The sequence below is a fragment of the Arcicella sp. genome, assembly GCF_964672035.1.
Genome location: NZ_CBABQS010000002.1, coordinates 123,325 through 148,757 on the forward strand (window position 1 = coordinate 123,325; position 25,433 = coordinate 148,757).

Sequence of the window (25,433 nt, forward strand, 5' to 3'; positions counted from 1 at the left end):
TATTTTTTGATTTTAAATACTAAGTGAACTCAAAGCTCACGGCTCATAACTCAAAGCTTTTTAGAATTTAACATTTAATCCGAAAGTTGTCACGCTCGTTGCAGGAGTAACATCTCTATTAACTTTGTTATTCGCAGTTTCTGGATCAACACCATTGTATTTTGAACGATACGATGACCAAATGAATGGTTGCTGAATACTTGTAAAGATACGAAGCGACTCAATACCTAATTTCTGAACGAATTTTTGTGGAACTGTATAGCCAAAGTTAATATTACGAACTTTCACAAAAGAACCGTCAAAATTGATAATAGCACCATTATTTACCGGAAATTCTTGGTTTGATTTTGGTTGTGGAAATTCGTTGGTTGGATTGTTTGGTGTCCAATAATCAACTTTCATTTGCTCATAACGACCCGCTAACTGATTCAAATCTTGGTGGAAACCACTCACAATTACTTGTCCTTGACGTGCATAAATAAAGAAACTTAAATCAAATCCTTTGTAAGCAAAACGGTTGGTAATACCTCCTGTCCAATTTGGAATATCTGAACCCAAAAACACTCTGTCATCCGCATTAATTTTACCATCTCCGTTCGTATCTTGAACTTTGATTTGACCTACCGTACTTCCCATTGCTTTTGCTTGGTCGGCTTCACTTGTTTGCCAGATACCTAATTTCTTATAGTCATAAATTACCGACAAAGGTTGACCGATAAACCATTTATTACCAATATCATCAACCGCACCATTATACAAAGAAACAATTTTTTCAGTATTCTTAGTAAACACAAAATCAGTACTCCATTTAAAACCGCCTTTATCAACGTTGATGGTCGAAACACCTAATTCAAATCCTGTATTTTGTGTTTCACCTACGTTACGGGTTACGGCACTAAATCCAATTGAACCTGGTAATTGGTCAGACAATAATAAATCGGTAGTATTTGTTTGATAGAATTCCATCGAACCAGATACTCTTCCTCTCCAAAGTGAGAAATCTAAACCAACGTTTTTAGAAGTTGAAGTTTCCCATTTCAAATCTGGATTTCCAATAGTACTTGGACGATATCCGTAAGCCGCAGTGTTATTCCAAGCGTAAGCAGTACGTCCTAATTGACCTTGTGTTTGATATGGAACTACACCTTGATTACCCGTTGTTCCGATACTGGCACGCAATTTCAATTGGTCAATGGCAGTTAATCCTTTCATGAATGGTTCGTTACTAATATTCCAACCCAAGGCAATTCCAGGGAAGTTACCGTATTTTGTATTAGCGCCAAATTTACTTGAACCATCACGACGAATCGTTGCGGTAACTAAGTATTTATCCTTATAATCATAATTAATACGACCCATCAAAGAGCTAATAGTCCATTGAATTATATTACTACCATAACCTTGAACTGTTCCAGCACCAAGATTGAAAAATTGTTGACTTTCAACGGGTACACCAAACACTGATATATTATTGTATTCAAAATTTTCCTTTTGAATTGATTGTAAAGCGGTAATGGCAAGATTATGAACTTTGTTGAAAGTTTTGTTATAACTAATTACGTTTTCAAGTGTCCAGTTAAAGCCATATTGATTATTGTCAGCAGCAACGGGATTTCCACCTTTATTGGCATTCGTTAAAGCACCAATAAAACGGCCTCCACGGGCAATGGTAAAATCAGGTCCAAAATTTATTTTGTATTTTAAGCCTTCAAGAATTTTAACTTCTGCATAAATACTGTTAAAAATTCTATATTTTTTAATTTCATCAACTTGCGCTCCTGGGACAATTTCTGCTAAGGGATTCGTCAATAATGCATCATTGGTTGGAGAGAATTTAATGGTTCCATCGGCATTATAGGGAGTTGCCAAAGGATTTTGCTGTAAAGTAAATCCGTAAGGATTTAAACTTGCTCCATTTCTAACACTATTCATCATGTATGAAGAAATACCAACTTTCAAGAAATCATTTACTTGATGATCAATATTGGCACGGAAAGAATAACGTGAGAAATCTAATCCTGCATTGATACCTTTATCTTGGAAGAATCCTGCTGAAATATAAAATTGTGTTTTATCGTTCCCGCCTTGAATACCCAAAGTATGATTTTGTTGAATACCCGTTTGCAATATTAATGATTGCCAATCGGTATTTCTTCCTTGCGCAATTCCTTCGGCAACATTAGGATCTCCGCCCAAAACGGCTACTTTAGAATCCGCATACGCATCAGCTACACCCGTTGGCACTGCATTTCCGTTCGCATCTTTATACCCGCCAGTGGCACGATAGGCCTCACGAACATATTCTTGAAATTCATTGCCATTAAACAATTGAACTTTATCTAAAGCCTTTGAAGTACCATAATAAGTATCATAACTGATGGTTGTCTTTCCTTTCGTTTTTCCTCTTTTGGTAGTCACAAGGATAACCCCATTGGCACCCCTTGCACCATAAATGGCCGCCGCCGAAGCATCTTTCAAAACCTCAATTGAAGCGACATCATTTGGATTAATATCTTCATAACCACCCGAAGCAAAATCAAAAGGACGATTATTAGATAATTCGTTTCTATCACCCGCCATCGGAATTCCATCTACTACATATAAAGGATTATTTCCTGCATTAAATGAACGACGACCACGAATTAAAATATTTGGTACGGAACCAGGCTTACTACCAGATTGAGAAACATCCACACCCGCAACACGTCCTTGTAATGCCTGTCCAACGTTGGTAAGAGGCATCTCTGTAATTTGTTTGGCAGAAATTTGAGAAATGGCTCCCGTCAATTGACTCTTTTTCTGAGTACCATAACCTACCACAACAACTTCGCCCAAGGATTGAACATCATTTGTCAATTTGATGTCAATTGAACTTTTGCTTCCCACTTCAACTTCTTGAGAAATATATCCAATGGCTGAAAATAATAATTTTGCTTTACCATCAGCCGCAATTTTGTAATTTCCCGAAGCATCAGAAGTGGTTCCTTTACTTGTGCCTTTCACGGCCACACTTACGCCAGGGATGCCCTGGCCATCTTCCGCAGAAGAGATTTTGCCTGAAACGGATTGTTGTCCGTAACTTGTTAAGGTAAAAATCGAAAGGATAAGGCAAATTGCCCAGCCCGTTTTACCTTTAATTTTTAGTAAAGATTTCATACTCATGTTTATTTTATTAAGATTGAAAATTGTGGATATTAAATAGTTGTAATGGTCACGTTAATTTGATGCCATAAACTTTCTATATCCTGTTGTGATAATTGATTTGTAATGATGGTAGGTTTTAAAATTTTATGTCGTGCTAATTCGATTTCGTGAATTTTATCGGGGTATTTTATTAAAAAATTCTCCCAAAAAAATGATACCGTTAAATTATCGGGAGCATAAATCCATTGTGAAAAATAAAAGTCCGTCGCAAAATCATCCGAACAGTATTCTTCATATTTTTGAAAATTCATTGCTACCACTTTTGTAAATATTTAAAGTTATTTTTGTATTTTTATTCAAAAGTCAAGGGGGCTTTCTTTCTACTCAAATTATCGACTAAAAACATTTCATCTTGGTTTTCTTGAATTTCACCCACAAAAAAAGCCCGATTGTCGTCAATCGGGCTTTTTTTTTAGGGTATTTATTTTAAGCAAATGCTAATTTTTCTTGTGAAATATGCTCTTTTAGTATTTTCAAAGCACCAAAAATTAAATTATAAACCGATTGTGGATTAATATTCATCGCATTTGAGATTTGATCGGTATCCATATCTTGAAAAAACTTTAAAGAAACCGCTTCTTTTTGTCTTTTTGTCAAAAATCGAAATGATTCGTTCAAATTATCAGTCAATAATTTTTCTTCCTCAAAAGCGACTAAACGATGTTCATGAGAACCTGTATAATCTGGATTTTCAAGATAATAAGCTTCGTGGTGTTGGGTATGGCGCTGAGTGGTTTCTAAATGACGCACCAACTTCCTTTTGATGGAAGCCATCAAATAATAACGAATAGATGTTGTCTCTCCTAAGTTTTTATGATTCTTCCAAAGTTCAACAAATAAGTCGTGCAAGCAGTCTTTTATCAACTCACGGTCGGGAGTTATACTGGTACTATAATTATATAAAAGACTAACATAGTTTTGATAAATTTGCGTAAAGGCTGCATGGTTTCCTCCACGAAATTCATTCCACATTTTTACTTCGTCAATGTTTTTTGGGTTAATCGTCATTATCTTAAATTGGTTATTAAATTCTATTTTAGGGAATTTGGACATTTCGAGCTATAAAGATATATCAAAAAAATATCACTATTCAAGGTTTTTATTGAATATTTTTCCGTAAACGTTTACGGAAACGTTTACAAGAAAAATACTTTAAAATATTAGTAAAATTATATTGATTAATTGCCCAAAAGTAGATTTTAACCATCTTTGCTTTTACAATGATACTAAGGGTAATATTTTATAAAAGTATTGGGTAAAACAACTGAGCCAAGTTGGATATTACCCTTTTAGCGTTTACTTTTAGTTATTATTTCAACAAACCAACCATCACAAACAATGAAAAAACTGTTTATCACAATGCTCAATTTATTCTTATTGAGTCCACTAATCTTTTCCCAAACCCAAACTTTTCCAAAGAATGGCGTTCAAGACGAAAGACCAGATTTATACGCTTTCACAAATGCGACCATTATTACAGATGCCAATACTACCATTGAAGGAGCAACGCTTATCATCAAAGGTTCAATCATAGAATCCGTAGGAAAGGGAATTATCATACCGCAAGGAGCAACAATTGTGGATTTGAAAGGTAAAAGAATCTATCCATCTTTTGTAGAATCATACTCAAACTATGGCGTTCCAGAACCAACTCGTCAAGGTCCAGCGGGTTTTAGAGGCGACCCACAACTCGAATCTAAGAAAAAAGGTGCTTACAATTGGAATCAAGCAATTAATCCAGAAGTGGAGGCGGATAAAATTTTTACCGTCAATAATGGTTTAGCGGAAGATTTACGTAAAGTCGGATTTGGGGTAGTCATTTCTCACCTACAAGACGGTATCGTTCGGGGAACTTCGGCTTTAATTGCCCTTTCTGAAGGAAAAGACCAAGACGCTTTATTGAAAGGTAAAGTATCTTCTCATTATTCATTTTCAAAAGGAACTTCAACGCAAGATTATCCAAATTCATTAATGGGTTCGGTTGCTTTACTTCGTCAAACCTATTACGATGTGGATTGGTATAAAAAAGCCAAAGGAAAAACCGAATACAACATTTCTTTGGATGCTTTTACGAACAATCAAGGAATCCCACAAGTATTTGAAGTGACGGATAAATTGGGCGTTCTGAGAGCCAATAAAATTGGTAAAGAGTTCGGTATTCAATACATTATCAAAGGTATGGGAGACGAATATCAACGTTTAGATGAGGTGAAAGCAGCGGGCGTGAGCTTGATTTTACCCTTAAATTTCCCACTTACTCCTGACGTAGAAGATCCATTTGATGAAAGAGTTGTTTTATTAACCGATATGAAACACTGGGAAATGGCACCTGCCAATGCGGGAATTTTGTCGAAAGCAGGAATCAATTTTTCTTTGACAACGGCAAATTTGAAAACTAAATCTGATTTTATGGCTAATCTTAGAAAAGCAATTGAAAATGGTTTGGACGAAAAAACGGCTTTGGCGGCTTTGACTTCAACGCCCGCTTCAATGATGAAAGTTGATAATTTGGTTGGTTCTTTGAAAACAGGAATGTTAGCCAATTTCCTAATTACCTCGGATAATGTTTTCAAAGATGGCAACGTAATTTATGAAAACTGGATTAAAGGAAAACGCTACGTTTTAGCCGATATGAACGTAAAAGATGTTCGAGGAAACTATGATTTGGTGATTAACGAGAATTCAAAATTGAAATTAAACGTAACTGGAAAAGCAGACAAACCTGAATATCAAATTGTGGTAACGGATTCGGTGAAAGTTACGCCAAAAGTAACTCGCACGGGCGATATGCTTACGATTCTCTATAAATTGGATGCCAAAAAAGAGAAAGGAGATTCAAGAATCGCCGCTTATTATGATGGAAAGAATATCGTTGGACAAGGAATTAGTGTGGATGGAAAATCCGTTTCGTTCGTAGCAACTTTTAAAGAAGCCATGAAAGAAACGCCAGCCAAACCTGATACGGCCAAAAAAGCAAAAATTGAAATGGGTAAATTAGTCTATCCTTTCAATGGTTATGGCAGTGAAACGAAACCACAAGCCGAAACAATTTTAGTAAAAAATGCGACCGTTTGGACAAACGAAGCAACGGGAGTTGTTCAAAATGCGGACGTGCTGATTCAGAATGGAAAAATTGCTCAATTCGGTAAAAATCTTTCTTCCGTTGGGGCTAAAGTAATTGACGGAACGGGCAAACATTTGACGAATGGTATTTTTGATGAACATTCTCACATCGCTTTATTTACGATTAATGAAGGTACCCAATCGGTAACTTCAGAGGTCAGAATGGAAGATGTAATTAATTCGGAAGACATTAACATTTACCGTCAATTGGCAGGAGGCGTTACTTCTTCGCAATTATTGCACGGTTCGGCAAACTGTATTGGTGGTCAATCGGCCATTATTAAATTGAAATGGGGTGAGGCTCCCGATGCGTTGAAAATTCCAAACATGGATGGTTTTATCAAATTTGCTTTAGGAGAAAACGTAAAACAAGCTAACTGGGGTGGCGACCGTGCCAGAGTACGTTTCCCACAAACACGTATGGGCGTTGAGCAGATTATGATGGATGCGTTTTTGAGAGCAAAAGAATACGAAAAAGCGATAAAAAACGTCGGTGGATTGCCCGTAAAACGTGATTTAGAATTGGACGCTTTGGTAGAAATTTTGAACAGAAAACGTTTCATTACTTGTCACTCTTACGTGCAATCTGAAATCAATATGTTGATGAAAGTTGCGGATTCATTGGGTTTTAAAGTAAATACGTTTACGCACATTTTGGAAGGCTATAAAGTAGCGGATAAAATGAAAGCGCACGGAGCAAATGCTTCAACTTTCTCGGATTGGTGGGCGTATAAAATGGAAGTAAAAGAGGCAATTCCTTTCAATGCGGCTTTGATGACGAAAGTTGGCGTGAATACTTCAATCAATTCGGATGATGCTGAAATGGCTCGTAGATTAAACCAAGAAGCCGCTAAAACGGTGATGTACGGTGGAATGACCGAAGAAGAAGCATGGAAAATGGTTACGTTGAATCCCGCTAAAATGATGCATTTGGATAATCGTTTGGGAAGTATCAAAGTGGGTAAAGATGCCGACGTGGTTCTTTGGAATAATAATCCACTTTCGGTGTACGCAAAACCTGAAAAAGTAATTATTGACGGAGCGGTTTATTTTGATTTAGAAAAAGACAAACAATTGAGAGCAACGATTGCTTCTGAACGTAATCGTTTGGTTCAAAAAATGTTAGCTTCTAAAGCGAGCGGAAATCCAACGGCAAAACCAGAAATGAAAAAGCCAAGACAAATGCACTGTGATTCAGAAGGTGATATTTTTGCGGAAGAAACGCATCGTGAGCATAATGATTAAGAAGTTAATGTTATACTCCCAATAACTTCCCGAAAGTTTTAAACTTTCGGGAAGTTGAAACAACCTAAGATTTGAGAACTAATAAAAAAATCTCAAATCCATTAAAAAACAAAAAATGAAAAACATAAAATACATATATATCCTTGTATTCCAGTTAATTGCGAATACAATTTTTGCCCAAAATCAAGCCGCAGGAAGTCCACAAACGAAGGCAATTGCCCTTACCGGTGCAACGATTCATACTGCCAATGGACAAGTAATTGAAAATGGCGTAATTGTTTTTAGTAAAGGTATCATTACTGCCGTGGGTGGTGCTGGAACTGCGTATGACAAAGCGAATACCGAAACGATTGAATTAGCGGGTAAAAGTATTTACCCAGGTTTAATTTCTCCTGCCAATGAATTAGGCTTAACTGAAATTGATGCCGTTCGTTCCACCAATGATATGACAGAAATTGGTGGCATTAATCCTCACGTACGAGCTTTGATTGCGTATAATACGGATTCTGAATTGATTCCAACGGTTAGAAGTAATGGAATTTTGATTACACAAGCAACGCCACAGGGTGAAATTGTAGCGGGAATGTCGTCAATTATGCAATTGGATGGATGGAATTGGGAAGATGCGGCTTTGAAAAAAGACGATGGTATTCATATCAATTGGGTAGGCTATTTCAAACGTGAATTTGACCAAAATACTTTTTCGGTAACTACCAAAAAGAACGATAAAAGAGATGAAACGTTGAGAGAAGTTGATAAAACTTTTAATGATGCTATTGCTTACGCTCAATCGAAACCTACCATTGTGAATGTGAAAATGGAAGCAATGAAAGGTCTTTTTGATGGTTCAAAAATTCTTTATATCAGTGCAGATTATGGTAAAGAAATTATCGAAGCAGTTCAGTTTGCAAAGTCAAAAGGCGTGAAGAAAATTGTCATTATTGGAGCGGAAGAATCTTTATTAGCGGCTGATTTTTTAAAGGAAAATAATGTTCCAGTAATCGTGAGTGCTACGCATCGTTTGCCAAATTCTGCCGATGATGATACGGATATTTCTTATAAATTGCCTTATCTATTGGCTCAAAAGGGTATTTTAGTCGGTTTAGGATATATTGGATTGAACTGGAGAACTCGCAATTTACCTTTCTTAGCGGGTATCGTGGCGGGTCACGGGATGGACAAAGAAGATGCGTTGAAATTGATAACGGCCAACAACGCCAAAATCTTAGGAATCGATAAGATGGTGGGTACACTGGAAGTTGGAAAACACGCAACTTTAATCGTTTCGGCGGGTGATGTTTTGGATATGAGAACCGCCAAAGTTGAACACGCCTTCATTCAAGGGCGTAAAGTTGATTTGGATGATAAACAAAAACGTTTATACCGTAAATATTCAGAGAAATACGGAACGAAATAAAGAATTAAAATTAGACCACTGATGACACAGATGGAACGGATTTACACGGATAAAATTTAAAAAAATCCGTGTGAATCTATTAAATCCGTGTCATCCGTGGTCTAATTTTTTACTCAAAATATGATAATTAGATTAGCCACGCCAACCGACCACGAAGCCGTCTGGCACATTATTAGTAACGTAATTTCAACGGGAGATACCTACGTTTTTGCGCCAGATTCTTCCCAAGAAAAAATGTTGACTTATTGGTTTTCTGCTGATAAATATACGTACGTTGCCGAAGAAAATAATGAAATTTTAGGGACATTTTATTTGAAAGAAAATCAGATGGATTTGGGCGCTCATATGGTTAATGCGGGCTATATGGTTTCTGAAAATGCCCGAGGAAAAGGTATTGGCAAAGCAATGGCGGAATTTTCTTTAAGGGAAGCCAAAAGAATAGGTTTTCGTGGAATGCAATTTAATTTGGTCGTAAAAACCAATGAAAGAGCCGTCAAATTATGGCTGAAAATGGGTTTTTCTATTATTGGAGAAATTCCCGAAGCGTATAAACATTCTTCTTTAGGATTTGTTAATGCTTATATCATGTATCAAAAAATTTGAAAGAAAATTCAATAAATATTGTCTGGTTCAAACGTGATTTACGCCTCCGTGACCACGCACCTTTACACGATGCCCTCGCCGAAGGATTACCCCTAATGTTACTTTACGTTTTTGAACCTTCTGTCTGGAACGACCCTCATTATTCCGCCCGTCATTGGCGATTTGTCAATGAATCTTTGGTTGATTTGAATAAGCAATTATTGGAACTTTTTGCCGTACAAAATCCTCCACAATTCACGATTCTTCACGGAGAAATGATCGATGTTATTCCCCAAATTCACGAGCAAATTGGCATCAATAAAATTTTCTCACACGAAGAAACGGGTATTAAAGTAACTTACGACCGTGATAAAATATTATCGCAATACGTGAGAGAAAATGGCATTCAATGTCCTGAATATCAGACTAATGGCATCATAAGAGGAAAGCCAAATCGGGCAGATTGGGTAAAGGATTGGTACGTTTTCATGTCAAAACCAATCGTGAATATATCCCTTGAAGTACTCCAAAAATTAGTAATTTCGGCTGAAAATCTAACCCTATTTCAAGAAAAAAATAGTCTTCCAAATTTACCTTTTGAGAAATCAGATAATACTGTTTTATTCCAAAAAGGCGGTGAAATTTTAGCGTACAAATACATGAAGAGTTTTATGGAAGAAAGAGCCATAAATTATTCAAAATTTATCTCAAAACCACTCGAAAGTCGGAAAGGCTGCAGTCGTTTATCGCCTTACATTGCATGGGGTAATTTATCCATTCGTCAAGTTTATCAAACGTCTTTGGCGGCGGCAAAAAAGAAGCCTTCTTTTAAACGACCATTAGTGAATTTTGGGTCGAGGTTACGTTGGCATTGTCATTTCATTCAGAAATTCGAGAACGAAGAATCCATGGAATTTGTGAATGTAAATCGGGGTTATGATTCAATGCAACTTTCTGATAATCAAGCTCATTTGGTGGCATGGAAGGAAGGGAAAACTGGTTATCCACTCGTGGATGCGTGTATGAGATGTTTGCAATCAACGGGTTATATGAACTTCCGAATGCGGGCAATGATGGTTTCATTTTTAACTCACCAATTAATGCACCATTGGAAGGACGGAGCTATTCATTTGGCTCAACTTTTCTTGGATTTTGAGCCTGGTATTCATTACCCGCAATTTCAAATGCAAGCGGGCGTAACGGGCATAAATACCGTAAGAATTTACAACCCCGTAAAACAATCGCAGGAACACGACCCACAAGGAATTTTTATTAAACAATGGGTTCCAGAATTGAGAGATTGCCCAGAAATGTTCATTCATGAGCCTTGGAAAATGACCTTGATGGAGCAAGAATTATATAATTTTCGATTGGGAGGTTTGGGATATTCTTACCCAATTATTAATCTCGAAGAAAATACAAAATTAGCCAAAGACCGTATTTGGGGACATCGAAAAACAATGGAAGTGAAAGAAGGAAAGGAGAGAATTTTGAAGAGATTGGTGATTCCGAGAAAGGATGTTTTATAATAAATAGTACAAATTATCCATTTTAAAAAATCCTCTCAAATCCGTGTACTATAAACGCTCAAATCAATAAATCATCGGCTTTTACGCCCGCAATCCGCATGGCTTCGTATTCAACTTCCACAATAAATTCTGTTTCATCTTCTGTGAATTCTTCATTGTCCCAATCCTTAAAAAACTGTTGCGTTTGTGCTTGAATATTATCCACATTTTTGACCAACCTTTTAATTAAAAAATCCGTAAAACGATCCACTTCTTTGCGCATTCTTACGACTGATTCCGTTGGCGGAGGAATAACCTCATAATCCTCCAAATCATCTAAAAGGAATTTTTCTTTGAGTTTATAGGCTTTTAATTGGGCAATTCTTTCTTGATTCGTCATTCGTTTTTTCGACAAAGCTACGGAAAAGTACCATAAATTAGATCACAGATTTTACGGATTTAACAGATTTACACAGATTAAATATTAAAAAATCTGTGTAAATCCGTATTATCTGTAAAATCTGTGGTCTAACAATTAGGTCTTACGTTTTTTCTTACGAGCTGATGGGAATAAAACATTATTGAGAATTAGCCGATAACCTGGCGAATGAGGATGAATATTTAAGTCAGTCGGGGTACGATGAAAACCCTTTCGGCCTTCAGGGTCGTGACCACCGTAAAATGCGAATTGTCCTCGGCCAATTTCACCGTAAATATAGCGGTCGGAACTTTTGCTACTGCCCAAAACCAAGACATTAGACTTGACCGTTTTTTTATTAAAAGCCGTTGTTTGTCCCATAAATTCCCGAATTTGAGACTCGTGATTTTGGGTCAACAAAGCAGGAATAACGTCCCATTTAGCGGAGAAACTAAATAAATTAAAATAAGAATCAACTTCATCTTCTCCCCAACCTCCCCAACCTTGTCCATTGGCGGATGAATTAATATTGGAAAAGGACCTTCCACGCCTCATGCCCGAGTCGTCATCCAAAGAAAGAATAAAATTGTCGAAAGCTAAGGTTTTGCTGAAATCTAATTTGGATTGTGCATCGGGGTCAATACCGTCATCATCATATTTACTCGGTACGATGTCGATTCCATCGGCGGCAAGTGCAACATCAATGGTTTCAGCGCCCGAACACATCGCAAATAAATAGCCGCCGCCCGCACAAAATGCTTTGATGGCTTTGGCAACTTCCAGCTTCAGTTGCGAGTTTTTCTTGAACCCGAATTTCTTAGCAAGGTCTTCTTGCGCTTTCATGTCGAGTACCGACATTTTCTGTAAATCTTTGCCAAATTGCCCCGTAAAATCTTCGTGATGGAGGTGTAACCAATCATATTTGACCAAATCTCCTCGCATAATTTCTTCATCATAGACAATATCAAAGGGGATTTCGGCATATTTGAGTACCAACAAAACGGCATCGGTATCTTCAAAGTTAGAAGCACTAATTTTGACGGGAGAATACACCGCAATTTTGGCCGTTTTTAACAACTTGACGGCATCCATATTGAGGTTTGGATTGGCAATCGTTTTGAGTATTTCCGCTTCATCAGCCTTAGAAATTACCTCGTACGTAACACCCCGAACTCGACATTCATTTTCTAAAACGGCCGTATATTCCATCAAAAAACTGCCTCCCTGATAGTTTACGAGCCAATTTACTTCACGGTCGGTTTTCAAAATCCAATAAGCAATCCCGTAGGCTTTGAGGTGATTGGACTGTCGTTCGTCCATAGGAATGAAGATGGCATTGGCATAGATTTTACCAAAACCAATAAGAAAAACCAGAAGAAAAAACCACTTTTTCATGGGGAAGATGGTTTAGAAAATTTATGCAAATGGGGACTCTTCCTCTTTCAAATATTTTCCGATATTGAAAGAAATACCTTCGATAATTTCAATTTCCTTATGCCAATTAATTACTTGCCAATTATCGCCTTTGGTCGCAACCATTATTTTCTTATTATCAGACATTACCCAGATTACTTTCTCCACTCCAAAATCTAACAACTTTTCTGTTTTAGCATAAATATAACCATCAGGAGTACCAAAATCTCCTAAATGTGCATCAATGTCAATCTCAATCTGAATTTTTGGGGGTAATGAGATATAATGATTATCAGCAGACTTTACAGGCAAAACGCTTTTCTCATAAATTATTATATCCCCAGATAGATTATTCTTTTTCCCAAGATGTAATCCTGTTTCATTCGTTAATACACGGTGTTTAGTCAGGTCTATTGACTTGATTAGGACTATTAATAAATACTCAATAATTGTTGATTGTAAGTTACTCGAACCCATAATTTCTTCTATTGTTTTTGTTCCAGCAATAACGTCCCTATACCCTTTGTAATAAATAGGTTTTCCATCCATGATTTCATATATCAAAGACGATGGTATTTTTTTGGCAGGTATGCGTGGGAGTGCTTTACGGGGGCTTTTTGTTGCTATCATAATGCTCTGATGTTTTATTCAAATTTAGCGATTTTTTTTTATAGAATGATGGTTTTTATATTCTGTATTTGGGATTATTCTGCTTGTCATTGCGAGGCATGAATCGGAGTTTCGCAAACCAATCTGTTAGCTTACGGGCAGAGGATTTCAAATACCCTTTCATCAGCTTCGTGCCTCGCATTGACAGCCTTTTACGCCTTAGTCTTCTCCAAAGTAGTCATTATCTATTTTTTTAATTTCAAAAGTTGTCGAAACGGAAACTGCAAGATTAAAATCAATCATTAATTCAGCTAATTGTTCTCCATCTATTAGAACAATTTTCGTATCATTCTTTGGATGGTACTCTCTTGCATCTGGTGTATATCTTGATGTCGTAATGAAAACTCCTTTTTTTGCTCCTTGTCCTGCAAGTGCTCCAATATACTTTTGAATTTCTGGTCTTCCAACTGAACCTTCCCATCTTTTTGCTTGAATATAAATTACATCAAGTCCAATAGGTACAAGGTACAAAGCTAATAATCATTTTAAATAACATTTCTATTCAAAATAAGCCTAATCGTGAAGCTAATTTACTGCAATTTTGATGGGATTCAATTTTATATAAATACAAAAATAATATTTTACTCAACACACTGAACAATTTTCCTCAACCCATTGAGTAAAAACATTTCCGTACCTTTGCACCTATGCAAAAGACCGTCTTCGCCATAACGCCCCCGTTTACGCAACTCAATACGCCCTATCCCGCAACGGCGTACATAAAGGGATTTCTCAATACGAAAAATATCTCCTGTTTTCACGCTGATTTGGGCATTGAAGTCATTTTGACTTTGTTTTCTAAAAATGGTTTGGAAGAACTTTTTACGTCAATTTCGCCCATAAATTTGTCGGAGAACGCTCAGAGAATCATCGCCCTACAAGACGATTATATCCAAACCATTGATGTGGTAATTTCATTTCTACAAGGTAAAAATCCTACGCTTTCGCACGTAATTTGTCAGGAGAGTTTCTTGCCCGAAGGTTCTCGTTTTGCGCAATTAGAAGAGGATTTAGATTGGGCTTTTGGTTCAATGGGAACGCAAGACAAAGCCAAACATTTAGCGACTTTATATTTAGAAGACCTTTCTGATTTAATCATGGAATGTGTGGACCCACATTTCGGATTTAGTCGGTATGCGGAGCGTTTGGGGCGTTCCGCCAATAGTTTTGATGAATTATACGAGGCTCTCCAACACGAATATACCTACATCGACAAAATTCTTATCAAGATTTTGGAAGAAAAAATGGCAATGGTTCAGCCCAAATTAGTGGCTATTTCCGTGCCTTTTCCTGGAAATTTATACAGCGCTTTTCGCATTGGACAATGGATTAAAAAACATCATCCCGAAACAAAAATTGCGATGGGCGGCGGTTTTCCAAATACGGAATTACGCTCGCTTTCGGATGTCAGAGTTTTTGAGTTTTTTGATTTTATTACCTTGGATGATGGCGAAGCTCCTTTGGATAATTTGATGGAATACATGGAAGAAAAACGTCCGTTGGAAGAACTGAAACGTACTTTTACGTTACAAAATCAAGCGGTAAAATACATAAATAATAGCAAAACGCCCGATTACAAACAGTCTGAAGTGGGTACACCAGATTATTCAGATTTGTTATTGGACAAATACATTTCTGTCATCGAAATCGTAAATCCCATGCACCGAATGTGGAGTGATGGGCGTTGGAATAAACTCACCATGGCGCACGGTTGCTACTGGGGAAAATGTACTTTTTGCGATATTTCCTTAGATTATATCAAAATCTACGAACCCGTAGCCGCCAATTTATTGTGCGACAGAATGGAAGAAATGATTGCCCAAACGGGTCAGAATGGCTTTCATTTTGTGGACGAAGCCGCACCGCCCGCCCTCATGCGAGCTCTGGCTTTGGAGATTTTGAGGCGTAAACTTGCGGTTTCTTGGTGGACAAATATTCGCTTCGAGAAAAGTTTCAGTCACGATTTGTGTCAATTACTGAAAGCCTCTGGTTGCATTGCCGTTTCGGGAGGATTAGAAGTGGCTTCCGACCGCCTTTTGGAGTTGATTCAAAAGGGTGTAACCGTGTCGCAAGTCGCTCAAGTTACTCGCAATTTCACCGAAGCGGGTATTATGGTTCATGCGTATTTGATGTACGGTTTTCCGACGCAAACTGCCCAAGAAACGGTCGATTCACTCGAAATGGTGCGACAAATGTTTGAATTAGGGATTCTACAATCAGGTTTTTGGCACCAATTTGCGATGACCGCTCATAGTCCCGTGGGAATGTACCCTGAACAATTTGGCGTAAAAATCGAGAACCCAATCATCGGTAGTTTTGCCAATAACGATTTGGTACACAACGACCCGAAAGGCACCGACCACGATACATTTAGTTACGGTTTAAAGAAATCGCTTTTCAATTTTATGCAAGGAATCGGCTTTGATTTACCCCTCCAAGAATGGTTCGAATTCAAAGTTCCAAGAACGAAAGTACCCAAGAATTATATTGAAATGGCTGTTTCGCAGGAAGATGATTTTATGTTACGACCATCTTCAAAAGTTGTTTGGTTGGGCAAAAAACCTTTGGTAGTGTATTCAAGTTCTAAAAAAGGAGAGATTGCAATACTTAGTTTTCATAGTAAAAAAGAGGAATTTTCAATCAAAGCGAATAAAAATCAAGGGGATTGGTTAGCAGAAATTTTAGGATTGATTTCTCCTAAAAATAAGAAAATTTACACTTTTCAAGAAGTGAAAAATCACTACGAAAACGCTGGATTGAAGGATTTTGAGTTGTTTTGGTACAATAAACCGGTGAATAGTTTGGGGGAATATGGGTTGTTGGTGTTGTAAGAAACCGAATAAATTAGACCACAGTTTTTATGGATTTAACAGATTTAAACAGATTTTTTATTTTATCTGTGTAAATCCGCCCAATCCGTAAAATCTTTGGTCTAATTTGTCTTAGCCCTGTCTCTTTAATTTTCTACAAAAATCTACTACCTTTATATCTCACAAAAACTTCTTCAATAAATGCCATATCCACTATTATTTCAACCCCTTGATTTAGGGTTTACGACTCTAAAAAATAGAATTCTGATGGGTTCCATGCACACGGGTTTAGAAGAAAGTAAAAATGGCTTTCGCAAACAAGCCGCTTATTTTGCCGAACGTGCCAAAGGTGGCGTTGGACTCATCGTAACGGGTGGCGTTTCGCCCAATCGTGCCGGTTGTGCTTTGCCTTTTGGTAGTAAACTTTCCACAAATTCAGAAGCTCGTGAACATAAACTCATCACCGATGCGGTTCATGCCGAAGGGGGTAAAATATGTTTGCAAATTCTTCACTCGGGCCGTTATGCCTATCATCCTTTCGCAGTGGCACCGTCAGCATTAAAAGCCCCAATTGCTCCCTTCAAACCTTGGGAATTATCGAGTGGAGGTATCAAAAGTACCATTAAAGATTTTGCTAAGTGTGCCTTGAAAGCGCAGGAAGCGGGTTATGATGGCGTTGAAATCATGGGTTCGGAAGGATATTTAATTAATCAATTTATCGCAAAAAAAACCAATAAAAGAAACGATGAATGGGGTGGAAGTTATGAAAATCGTACCAAATTCCCGATTGAAATTGTGAGAAAAGTACGAGAAACGGTAGGTAAAAATTTCATCATTATCTACCGCCTTTCGATGCTTGATTTAGTGGAAGAAGGTTCTACGTGGGAAGAGGTTGAACACTTGGCTTTGGAAATTGAAAAAGCGGGTGCAACCATTATCAACACAGGAATTGGGTGGCATGAAGCCCGTATTCCAACCATTGCAACGATGGTGCCGAGGGGTGGATTTTCTTGGGTAACCCAACGTTTGATGGGAAAATTATCCATTCCTTTAATCACCACCAACCGAATTAATACGCCCGAAGTTGCGGAGAAAATACTGGCGGATGGTCACGCCAACATGGTTTCAATGGCTCGTCCATTTTTAGCCGACCCTGAATTTCCAAAGAAAGCAATGGAAGGACGAGCGGATGAAATAAACACTTGTATTGCCTGTAATCAAGCGTGTCTTGACCATATTTTTGCTCGAAAAACGGCATCGTGTTTGGTCAATCCACGAGCTTGTAATGAATTGGAAATCAATATTTTGCCAACAAAAAATAAAAAGAAAATTGCCGTTGTTGGAGCAGGCCCTGCGGGATTGTCTTGTGCCGTTACACTCGGACAACGTGGTCACGAAGTTCATCTTTTTGAGGCGCAATCTACACTTGGCGGACAGTTTAACATTGCCAAAGAAATTCCAGGGAAAGAAGAGTTTTCGGAGACTTTGCGTTATTATAATCGCCAAATGGAAATCAACCAAGTGAAAGTGTATTTGAATACCCGTTTTGATGAAAATGAGGCAAATGATTTTGATGAAATTGTGGTGGCAACGGGTGTAAGGGGTCGCAGTTTGGCCATTGAAGGCATAAATCACCCCAAAGTTTTAACGTATACCGAAGTAATTTTGGATAAAAAACCAGTCGGCAAAAAAGTGGCCGTTGTAGGGGCAGGAGGCATTGGTTTTGATGTTTCTGAATATTTAACAAATGCTGGAAATACTGATATTCCGCATTTTATGCAAGAATGGGGCGTGGATATGGAATACAGAACGGGTGGGGCTTTGATGGAAAATGCAGGAATGACATCCACAAGGGAAGTATATTTATTGCAACGTTCTGAGGGGAAACACGGGGAAGATTTAGGCAAAACAACGGGCTGGATTCACAGAACGGCTTTGCGCATGAAAAATGTAAAAATGATTGGCGAGGTAACTTACCAAAAAATTGATGACGATGGACTTCATATATTAATCAAAGGGCAACCGCATTTGTTGGAAGTCGATAATGTGGTGATTTGTGCGGGACAAGTTTCTAATAATCAATTGTTTACTTCTTTGAAAGAAAAATATTCAAATGTGTATTTAATTGGAGGCGCTTTAGAAGCGGGAGATTTGGATGCCAAACGTGCAATTGAACAAGGCGTTAAATTGGCAATTACTCTTTAATCATTTCAGCACTTGCAAACATGGTGTTCGCAAGTGCTGAGGCTTAATTCAAAGCTTTATTTCAACTTCCAAACTTATTTCCCGCTCCGTATTCTGGTCAATATATTTTCGAGCCTCGAACAAATCTTTTTGTAATTGAATTATTCTCTTTTCACGCATCTTTATATCATCTTCGTTATCATTTTTGTCTATATTTTTTTCGTGAAACTGAATTTTTACGTGGATTAAATGGCTGATTAGGTCAATCGCATCCTTCTTTTTAAATTGACCTGTGACGAGATTTATCTTCATCTTTTTGCTTGTTTATTGCCCTTGACCCAAAGAAAAACCGGATTTTCCATCAAATGTATAGAGATTTTCCGTTTTTATGGTATCAATACTTTGCTTGTGTGCATTCATTAATAATTCAACAATTTTTTCTTTTTCAATCCGATCTCCCACAACGGGTTTAAATCTACAACGCCAATGGTCGGTGCAAAAAGTTTCTGCAAATCCATCGGGCCAAACTTTTATTCCTCGATTCGTTATCATTGAAAGTTTGACTTGATTATCGTCTAATTTTTGAATTTCTTGTGCTAATTCATCTGGACTTGAACCATTCCATTGCACAAAAATATCAACGCCAACCAATTCTTTTTTTGAGGGGAGTCTTCGGGTATATTTTGGTAAATTCAATACATTTGTTTCCGAGTAATGGACAGGTTTTAAGCGTATTGGCTGCTCTCCAAGATTGCCTATTACCGCATCTGCGAATTCTTTGGTTCCTACTTTTTGTTTACTTATTCCTTCTTTAAAAATATCATAAGTATGAATTCCCTCTTCGATTGTCTTCAACCAAGCATTATGGACTTTTTCAGCCACTTTTGTTTGTCCTATATAGTTTAGCATCATCACCGCTCCTTGCAAAAGCCCCGAAGGATTTGCTAAATTCTGCCCAGCTCTCCTCGGTGCCGAGCCATGAATAGCCTCGAACATGGCACATTCTTCACCGATGTTTGCCGAACCCGCCAAACCAACTGAACCAGCAATTTGAGCCGCAACGTCAGACAGCACATCACCATATAAATTGGGCATCACAATCACATCAAATATTTCGGGGGTATCCGCCATTTTTGCCGCTCCAATATCAATAATCCAGTGTTCATTTTCAATTTCCAGATATTCTTTGGCGATTTCATCGAATACTTGATGAAAAAGCCCATCTGTTTGCTTCATAATATTATCTTTTGTGAAACAAGTTACTTTCTTTCGACCATACTGTTTAGCATATTCAAAGGCGTATCGAACAATTTTCTCACAGCCAGGGCGACTAATCAATTTCAAACACTGTACCACTTCATCCGTCTGTTGGTGTTCAATGCCAGCGTATAAATCCTCTTCATTTTCACGAATAATCACAAGGTCCATTTCGGGATGTTTCGTCTTTACAAATGGATGCAGACTCATACACGGGCGAACATTTGAATAAAGTCCCAAAAATTTTCGGGTTGTTACATTCAAACTTTTGTAACCACCGCCTTGGGGAGTAGTAATGGGTGCTTTCAAAAATACTTTATTTCTCCTAATAATATCCCACGATTCTTTGGCTATTCCAGCCATATTACCGGCTAAATAAACTTTTTCCCCAACGTCAACTTCATCAATTTCAAGGTCGGCACCTGCCGCCATAATAATTGAAAGGGTAGCGTCCATAATTTCTGGACCAATTCCATCCCCTTTTGCTACGGCTATTCTTGTCATTTTATGCTTTTTTTTAAAGTTATGGGGCAAAATTCTTGAAATAAATTCATTAGTTTTTATTTATATTTGTAATAATATATATAAATTATTCTTATGAATTATACTTTGAATCAATTACAAGTGTTTTTGAAAATCACCCAAACACTCAGCATCACAAAGGCTTCACAGGAGCTTAATTTGACCCAGCCAGCCGTCTCAATTCAGCTAAAAAATCTTCAAAATCAATTTGAAATTCCATTGTATGAAGTCATTGGACGAAAGCTTTTTATTACAGATTTTGGCAAAGAAATTGCTATTTCTGCTGAGAATATTCTGAATCAAGTTTACGCCATAAACTATAAAACAATGGCATTTAGAGGTAAAATGACGGGAAGATTGAAAATTTCAATTGTTTCAACCGGGAAGTACGTGATGCCTTATTTTTTATCAGATTTTATGAAAAAAAATGATGGAGTAGAATTACTAATGGATGTGACTAATAAGATCAAAGTAATTGAAAGTTTGGAAAAAAATGAGGTTGATTTTTCTTTGGTATCAGTCTTACCCGATAATATGAAGTTTAACAGCATTGAATTATTACAAAACAAATTATACTTGGTTTCTGATACAAAAACGAAGTTTAAAAAAAAAGAATATGATAAAAAAATCTTTGAAGATTTACCGATAATTTATCGTGAGAAAGGTTCTGGAACGAGGCTCGTGATGGAAAAATACATTGAAGAAAATGATTTACCAGTAAGAAAAAAAATGGAATTGACCTCTAATGAAGCCATAAAACAGGCTTTAATTGCAGGATTAGGTTGTTCAATTATGCCTTTAATTGGAATAAAAAATGAATTGACCAATCGAGATTTACAAATAATCCCCGTGAAGGGCTTTCCGATTATTTCTTTTTGGAATTTAATATGGATGAAAAATAAAAACTTTTCACCAGTTGCTCAATCTTTTTTAAATCATATTATTCAAGAAAAAGGAAATATAGTGGCACAAAACTTTCAATGGTTTGAGGAATTTTGATCCGTTTACTTCAACATTATTGTATTTTAATATAAGTTTAGCATCTATTTTTATTAAAATGTATTTTAAAATTAATTTAAGGTTTAAGTGTCTAAAATAAACCCTATTTTCGAGTATAGAATTCCCATTTATAATCTCAAAATATCCATGAAAAAGTCTTTATTTTTGCTCTTCTTCTTATTACAATTCTTTTCAAAAATAACCGCCCAAGAACCCAGCGAAAAAATCATCAATTATCGTTGGAAAGCCGAATGGATTGCGCCACAAAATGTCAATTTAAAAGAATTTGGGGTTTATCATTTCCGAAAGAATTTTGACCTTGCCCAAAAACCTAATGCTTTCATAATCAACGTCTCAGGAGATAATCGCTATCGTATTTTTGTGAATGGAAATTTCATCGGTGCGGGTCCCGCCCGTGGCGATTTGATGCACTGGAATTTTGAAACTTTTGACATTGCTCCTTATCTACAACCAGGCAAAAATACGATTGCTGCCGTTGTCTGGAATTTTGGGAAAGATGTTCCTGTTGCACAAATAAGCAATAAAACGGGCTTTATTTTGCAAGGAAATACCGAAATTGAAGAGATGGTGAACACCAATAATTCTTGGAAAGTGATTGAAAATAAGGCTTATAAACCCTTAAAAGTGGACGGGGCAAAACTGCAAACGTATATTGTTGTGGGCTGTGGCGAAGAAATAGACGCTTCAAAATATCCTTATAATTGGGAGAAAACGGATTTTGACGATAAATCGTGGGATAAAGCACAACGCCTCGAACCTGGCTATCCGACGGGTACAAGTTCGGGGGCGGGTTGGTATTTAGTACCAAGAACAATTCCACAAATGGAAGAAATCTATCAGCCTATGAAAGAAATTCGCCGTTTTACAACCTTGAAAGATGAACAAGTAAACGATAAATGGTTGAAAGGAACGGGAACTTTTACGATTCCTGCTAACACAAAAATGACCATTTTACTCGACCAAACTTTTGAAACCGTGGCTTATCCAGCAATGACCGTGAGTGGTGGAAAAGGTGCTTCTATTCAGTTTACGTATGCCGAGGCCTTGATAAATGATAAAAGACAAAAGGGTAACCGTAACGAAATATTAGGGCGTAAAATGATTGGAAATCAAGATATTTTTAGACCCGATGGCTCGGATAAAATAACTTTTAAACCGCTGTGGTTTAGGACGTTCCGTTACATTGAATTAGAAATTGAAACAAAAGCTGAACCGCTGACGATTAATGCTTTTTACGGAATAAAAACGGGTTATCCATTTGTAGAAAAAGCCTCATTTTCGAGTAAAGACGATAAATTCATGTCCGATATTTGGAAAGTTGGATGGCAAACGGCTCGCCTTTGTGGCGGTGAAAATTACTTCGACTGTCCCTATTATGAGCAACTTCAATACACGGGTGATACTCGAATACAGTCGCTCATATCGTTGTACGTTTCGGGTGACGACCGCCTGATGCGGAAGGCTCTAATGGATTTTGATAATTCTGTCATTTCGGAAGGGCTTTCTCAAAGTCGTTATCCTTCAAACACCGTGCAAATTATTCCTACTTTTTCATTATTCTGGGTATCAATGACTTACGATTATTGGATGCACCGAAAGGACGATAAATTTATCCAATCGCTTTTGCCAAATGTGGAAAAAGTCTTGGCCTGGTACGAACGAAAAATGGATGCGCAGAAAAATATGTTAGGGCCAATTAACTGGTGGCCTTTTGTGGATTGGGCAAAGCCTTGGCAGTGGGATGCAAAGTCGGATATCGGGGGTGTGCCGGCGGGAGCAACGAGCGGTAATTCGGCGATTATTTCGTTTCAATACGCTTATACATTACGTCAGGCAGCGGCAATTTTTGAGACTTATGGACAAAAAGAGAAGTCGATTTATTACAAAACATTGGCGGATTTAATTTCAAAATCAACCTATCAACTATGTTATGATGCCGAGAAAGGTGAAGTTTCGGATACGCCAGAAAAAAAGGTATTCAGTCAACACGCCAATATTTTTGCTCTATTGTCAAACAGCGTTCCGAAAGCCAACGAAAAGGCAATTATGGAGAAAATTTTGAACGATAATTCATTGATTCAAGGGACTTTTTACTTTAAATTTTACCTAACCCAAGCCCTCAAAAAAGTAGGAATGGGCGAGCGTTATCATGGAACATTACAACCGTGGCGAGATATGATAAACATGGGTTTAACCACGTTTGCAGAAAAGGAAGAACCCACTCGTTCCGATTGTCACGCTTGGTCGGCTTCGCCAAATTATGATTTTTTAGCGACTATTTGTGGGATCATGCCCGATGCTCCGGGTTTCGAAGAAGTGCTTATTCAACCTGCATTGGGCATTTTGAATGATGTAGAAGGAAAAATGCCGCATCCGAATGGCGAAATAAAAGTGAATCTAAAGCGAAAAGGAAATGCGGGAATTGAAGGAGAAATTACTTTGCCCGAAAATAGTAAAGGTCGTTTTGTGTGGAATGGGAAGACACTACCTCTGATGGCAGGAAAGCAGGTGGTTGGGTTGGATTAATTGCCTTCTGGTTCCACAGAATAGCTGTTTTGTAGGGGCGTTTCCGAAGATTTTTAGTAAATTCACATTCCACTCAATAAAATTCATCAATGACTGAATCAAATCCACAAGAACTAAAAAAAGAATTATCCCTGACTGATGCCACCATGATTGTAATTGGCTCAATGATTGGCTCAGGAATTTTTATTGTCTCCGCCGACGTTACCCGAAACTTAGGCTCACCGGGTTATTTATTACTCACTTGGATTATCACGGGCGTAATTACCTTAATATCAGCACTTTCCTACGGAGAACTCGCTGGAATGATGCCCAAAGCGGGCGGACAATATGTGTATCTACGAGAAGCCTATAATCCTTTGGTTGGCTTTTTATTTGGTTGGACTACCTTTCTGGTTATCGAAACGGGTACAATTGCCGCCGTTGCCGTGGCATTTGCCAAATATACGGGTGTTCTATTGCCCGATTATATTGGCGCTGAACATTCATTTTTAATTTTCAATACCCAACAACTTTTAGCAATTGCCCTCATTTTGTTACTGACTTTTATCAATGTGCAAGGGGTTAAAAATGCCAAATTGGTGCAGTTAATTTTTACCACAACCAAAATTGGTGCTTTATTAAGTTTGGCCATTTTAGGAATTTATGTAGGGCTAACTTCTGGAAAAGGCATGTGGGAAATCAATAATTTAGACTTTTGGAGTCCAGTGGCGATTCAGTGGGATAAAGTGACCGGTAAAATATTGGATTACAAATATCTGTCGGGCGTTGGCTTATGGTCGGCAATGGGTTTAGCCTTAATTGGCCCCTTATTTTCATCCTCCGCTTGGAACAATGTTACTTATACAGCGGGTGAAATGAAAAACCCCAAAAGAGACATTCCATTGAGTCTTTTGTACGGTACTTTGACGGTAAGTTTTCTGTACATTTTGGCAAATGTTGCTTACCTAACTTTGCTACCCGTGCAAGGGCAAGCAAATGCAATTGATACCATTGGAAGAGGAATTATGTTTGCCACCAATGACCGTGTAGGGACGGCTGCCGCTGAAATGATTTTTGGAAATCCTGCCGCCATTATTATGGCAATTTTTATCATGATTTCTACCTTTGGGTGTAATAATGGCATTATTTTGTCGGGAGCGAGAGTTTATTATGCCATGGCAAAAGACAATCTTTTCTTCAAAAAAGCGGGTGAATTGAATTCAAAAGGCGTTCCAGCAACGTCTTTAATTATGCAGTGTTTTTGGGCTTGCTTGTTGTGTTTAACGGGTACTTACTCTGATTTATTAGATTATACCGTTTTTGCCATTTTAGTATTTTATATCCTAACGATTTTTGGCGTTTTCATTCTTCGTAAAAAACAACCTAATACGCCAAGACCTTACAAGGCCTTTGGTTATCCAATTATTCCAGCCGTTTACCTATTTTTTGCCGTAGCACTTTGCGTTAATCTCTTGATTTACAAACCAGTACCTTCATGGATTGGCGTGGGAATTGTAGCCTTGGGTGTGCCTGTTTTTTATCTTTGGAAGCGGAAA

General features: G+C 37.6%; 18 protein-coding genes. 9 read left to right on the forward strand and 9 right to left on the reverse strand.

All coding sequences use genetic code 11. The annotated features are described in order from the left end of the window. Positions 1-60: 60 nt before the first annotated feature. The 3 genes from AC1W31_RS01160 to AC1W31_RS01170 form a co-directional block, all read right to left on the reverse strand. Positions 61-3,156 (reverse strand): SusC/RagA family TonB-linked outer membrane protein, encoded by a 3,096-nt coding sequence (locus AC1W31_RS01160; protein WP_481732557.1) that lies wholly within the window; start codon positions 3,154-3,156, stop codon positions 61-63. Positions 3,157-3,194: 38 nt separating this feature from the next. After that, positions 3,195-3,455 carry a hypothetical protein gene (locus AC1W31_RS01165; protein WP_481732558.1) on the reverse strand — a complete coding sequence of 87 codons (261 nt, stop codon included), beginning with the start codon at positions 3,453-3,455 and terminating at the stop codon, positions 3,195-3,197. A gap of 175 nt (positions 3,456-3,630) precedes the next feature. Beyond that, positions 3,631-4,212, reverse strand: coding sequence for an RNA polymerase sigma factor (locus tag AC1W31_RS01170; protein WP_481732559.1), 582 nt, complete (start codon positions 4,210-4,212; stop codon positions 3,631-3,633). A gap of 351 nt (positions 4,213-4,563) precedes the next feature. Between AC1W31_RS01170 and AC1W31_RS01175 the strand changes: the two genes are divergently transcribed. From AC1W31_RS01175 to AC1W31_RS01190, 4 genes are all read left to right on the forward strand, one after another. Then, on the forward strand, positions 4,564-7,572 hold the full coding sequence (locus tag AC1W31_RS01175; protein WP_481732560.1) for an amidohydrolase family protein: 3,009 nt from the start codon (positions 4,564-4,566) through the stop codon (positions 7,570-7,572). 115 nt (positions 7,573-7,687) lie between these two features. Continuing rightward, a complete protein-coding gene (locus AC1W31_RS01180) occupies positions 7,688-8,989 on the forward strand; it encodes an amidohydrolase family protein (RefSeq protein WP_481732561.1) in 1,302 nt (433 codons plus the stop codon). Between the two features lie 120 nt (positions 8,990-9,109). Next, on the forward strand, positions 9,110-9,592 hold the full coding sequence (locus AC1W31_RS01185) for an N-acetyltransferase family protein (RefSeq protein ID WP_481732562.1): 483 nt from the start codon (positions 9,110-9,112) through the stop codon (positions 9,590-9,592). Then, a complete protein-coding gene (locus AC1W31_RS01190) occupies positions 9,589-11,100 on the forward strand; it encodes a cryptochrome/deoxyribodipyrimidine photo-lyase family protein (RefSeq protein ID WP_481732563.1) in 1,512 nt (503 codons plus the stop codon). Before AC1W31_RS01185 ends, AC1W31_RS01190 begins: the two co-directional genes overlap by 4 nt. A gap of 58 nt (positions 11,101-11,158) precedes the next feature. Here the strand turns inward: AC1W31_RS01190 and AC1W31_RS01195 are convergent, their stop codons facing one another. The 4 genes from AC1W31_RS01195 to AC1W31_RS01210 all read right to left on the reverse strand — a co-directional run bounded on the left by AC1W31_RS01195 (position 11,159) and on the right by AC1W31_RS01210 (position 14,050). Continuing rightward, complete coding sequence (locus AC1W31_RS01195; RefSeq protein ID WP_481732564.1) at positions 11,159-11,479, reverse strand: hypothetical protein; 321 nt, start codon at positions 11,477-11,479, stop codon at positions 11,159-11,161. Between the two features lie 135 nt (positions 11,480-11,614). After that, a complete protein-coding gene (locus AC1W31_RS01200) occupies positions 11,615-12,892 on the reverse strand; it encodes an asparagine synthetase B (RefSeq protein ID WP_481732565.1) in 1,278 nt (425 codons plus the stop codon). A gap of 21 nt (positions 12,893-12,913) precedes the next feature. Next, the gene (locus AC1W31_RS01205) at positions 12,914-13,540 is read right to left on the reverse strand and encodes a Uma2 family endonuclease (RefSeq protein ID WP_481732566.1); all 627 of its coding nucleotides are present in this window, start codon (positions 13,538-13,540) and stop codon (positions 12,914-12,916) included. Between the two features lie 198 nt (positions 13,541-13,738). Beyond that, positions 13,739-14,050, reverse strand: coding sequence for a restriction endonuclease (locus tag AC1W31_RS01210; RefSeq protein WP_481732567.1), 312 nt, complete (start codon positions 14,048-14,050; stop codon positions 13,739-13,741). A 176-nt stretch (positions 14,051-14,226) separates the two neighbouring features. Between AC1W31_RS01210 and AC1W31_RS01215 the strand changes: the two genes are divergently transcribed. Both AC1W31_RS01215 and AC1W31_RS01220 read left to right on the forward strand, forming a co-directional pair. After that, positions 14,227-16,410, forward strand: a complete 2,184-nt coding sequence (locus tag AC1W31_RS01215; RefSeq protein ID WP_481732568.1) for a B12-binding domain-containing radical SAM protein — start codon at positions 14,227-14,229, stop codon at positions 16,408-16,410. 180 nt (positions 16,411-16,590) lie between these two features. Further along, the gene (locus tag AC1W31_RS01220) at positions 16,591-18,594 is read left to right on the forward strand and encodes an oxidoreductase (protein WP_481732569.1); all 2,004 of its coding nucleotides are present in this window, start codon (positions 16,591-16,593) and stop codon (positions 18,592-18,594) included. A gap of 48 nt (positions 18,595-18,642) precedes the next feature. Here AC1W31_RS01220 and AC1W31_RS01225 read toward each other — a convergent pair whose 3' ends face one another. Together AC1W31_RS01225 and AC1W31_RS01230 are read right to left on the reverse strand one after the other, a co-directional pair. Further along, positions 18,643-18,885 (reverse strand): hypothetical protein, encoded by a 243-nt coding sequence (locus tag AC1W31_RS01225; protein ID WP_481732570.1) that lies wholly within the window; start codon positions 18,883-18,885, stop codon positions 18,643-18,645. A gap of 12 nt (positions 18,886-18,897) precedes the next feature. Further along, positions 18,898-20,334, reverse strand: a complete 1,437-nt coding sequence (locus AC1W31_RS01230; protein WP_481732571.1) for an NADP-dependent isocitrate dehydrogenase — start codon at positions 20,332-20,334, stop codon at positions 18,898-18,900. Positions 20,335-20,427: 93 nt separating this feature from the next. Here AC1W31_RS01230 and AC1W31_RS01235 point away from each other — a divergent pair, with 93 nt between their 5' ends. The 3 genes from AC1W31_RS01235 to AC1W31_RS01245 form a co-directional block, all read left to right on the forward strand. Further along, entirely contained in the window at positions 20,428-21,351 is a 924-nt protein-coding gene (locus AC1W31_RS01235; protein ID WP_481732572.1) for a LysR family transcriptional regulator, read from the forward strand. Positions 21,352-21,498: 147 nt separating this feature from the next. Beyond that, positions 21,499-23,898 carry an alpha-L-rhamnosidase-related protein gene (locus tag AC1W31_RS01240; RefSeq protein ID WP_481732573.1) on the forward strand — a complete coding sequence of 800 codons (2,400 nt, stop codon included), beginning with the start codon at positions 21,499-21,501 and terminating at the stop codon, positions 23,896-23,898. Positions 23,899-23,987: 89 nt separating this feature from the next. After that, a partial coding sequence (locus AC1W31_RS01245) for an APC family permease (protein ID WP_481732574.1) occupies positions 23,988-25,433 on the forward strand: 1,446 nt, incomplete at its 3' end.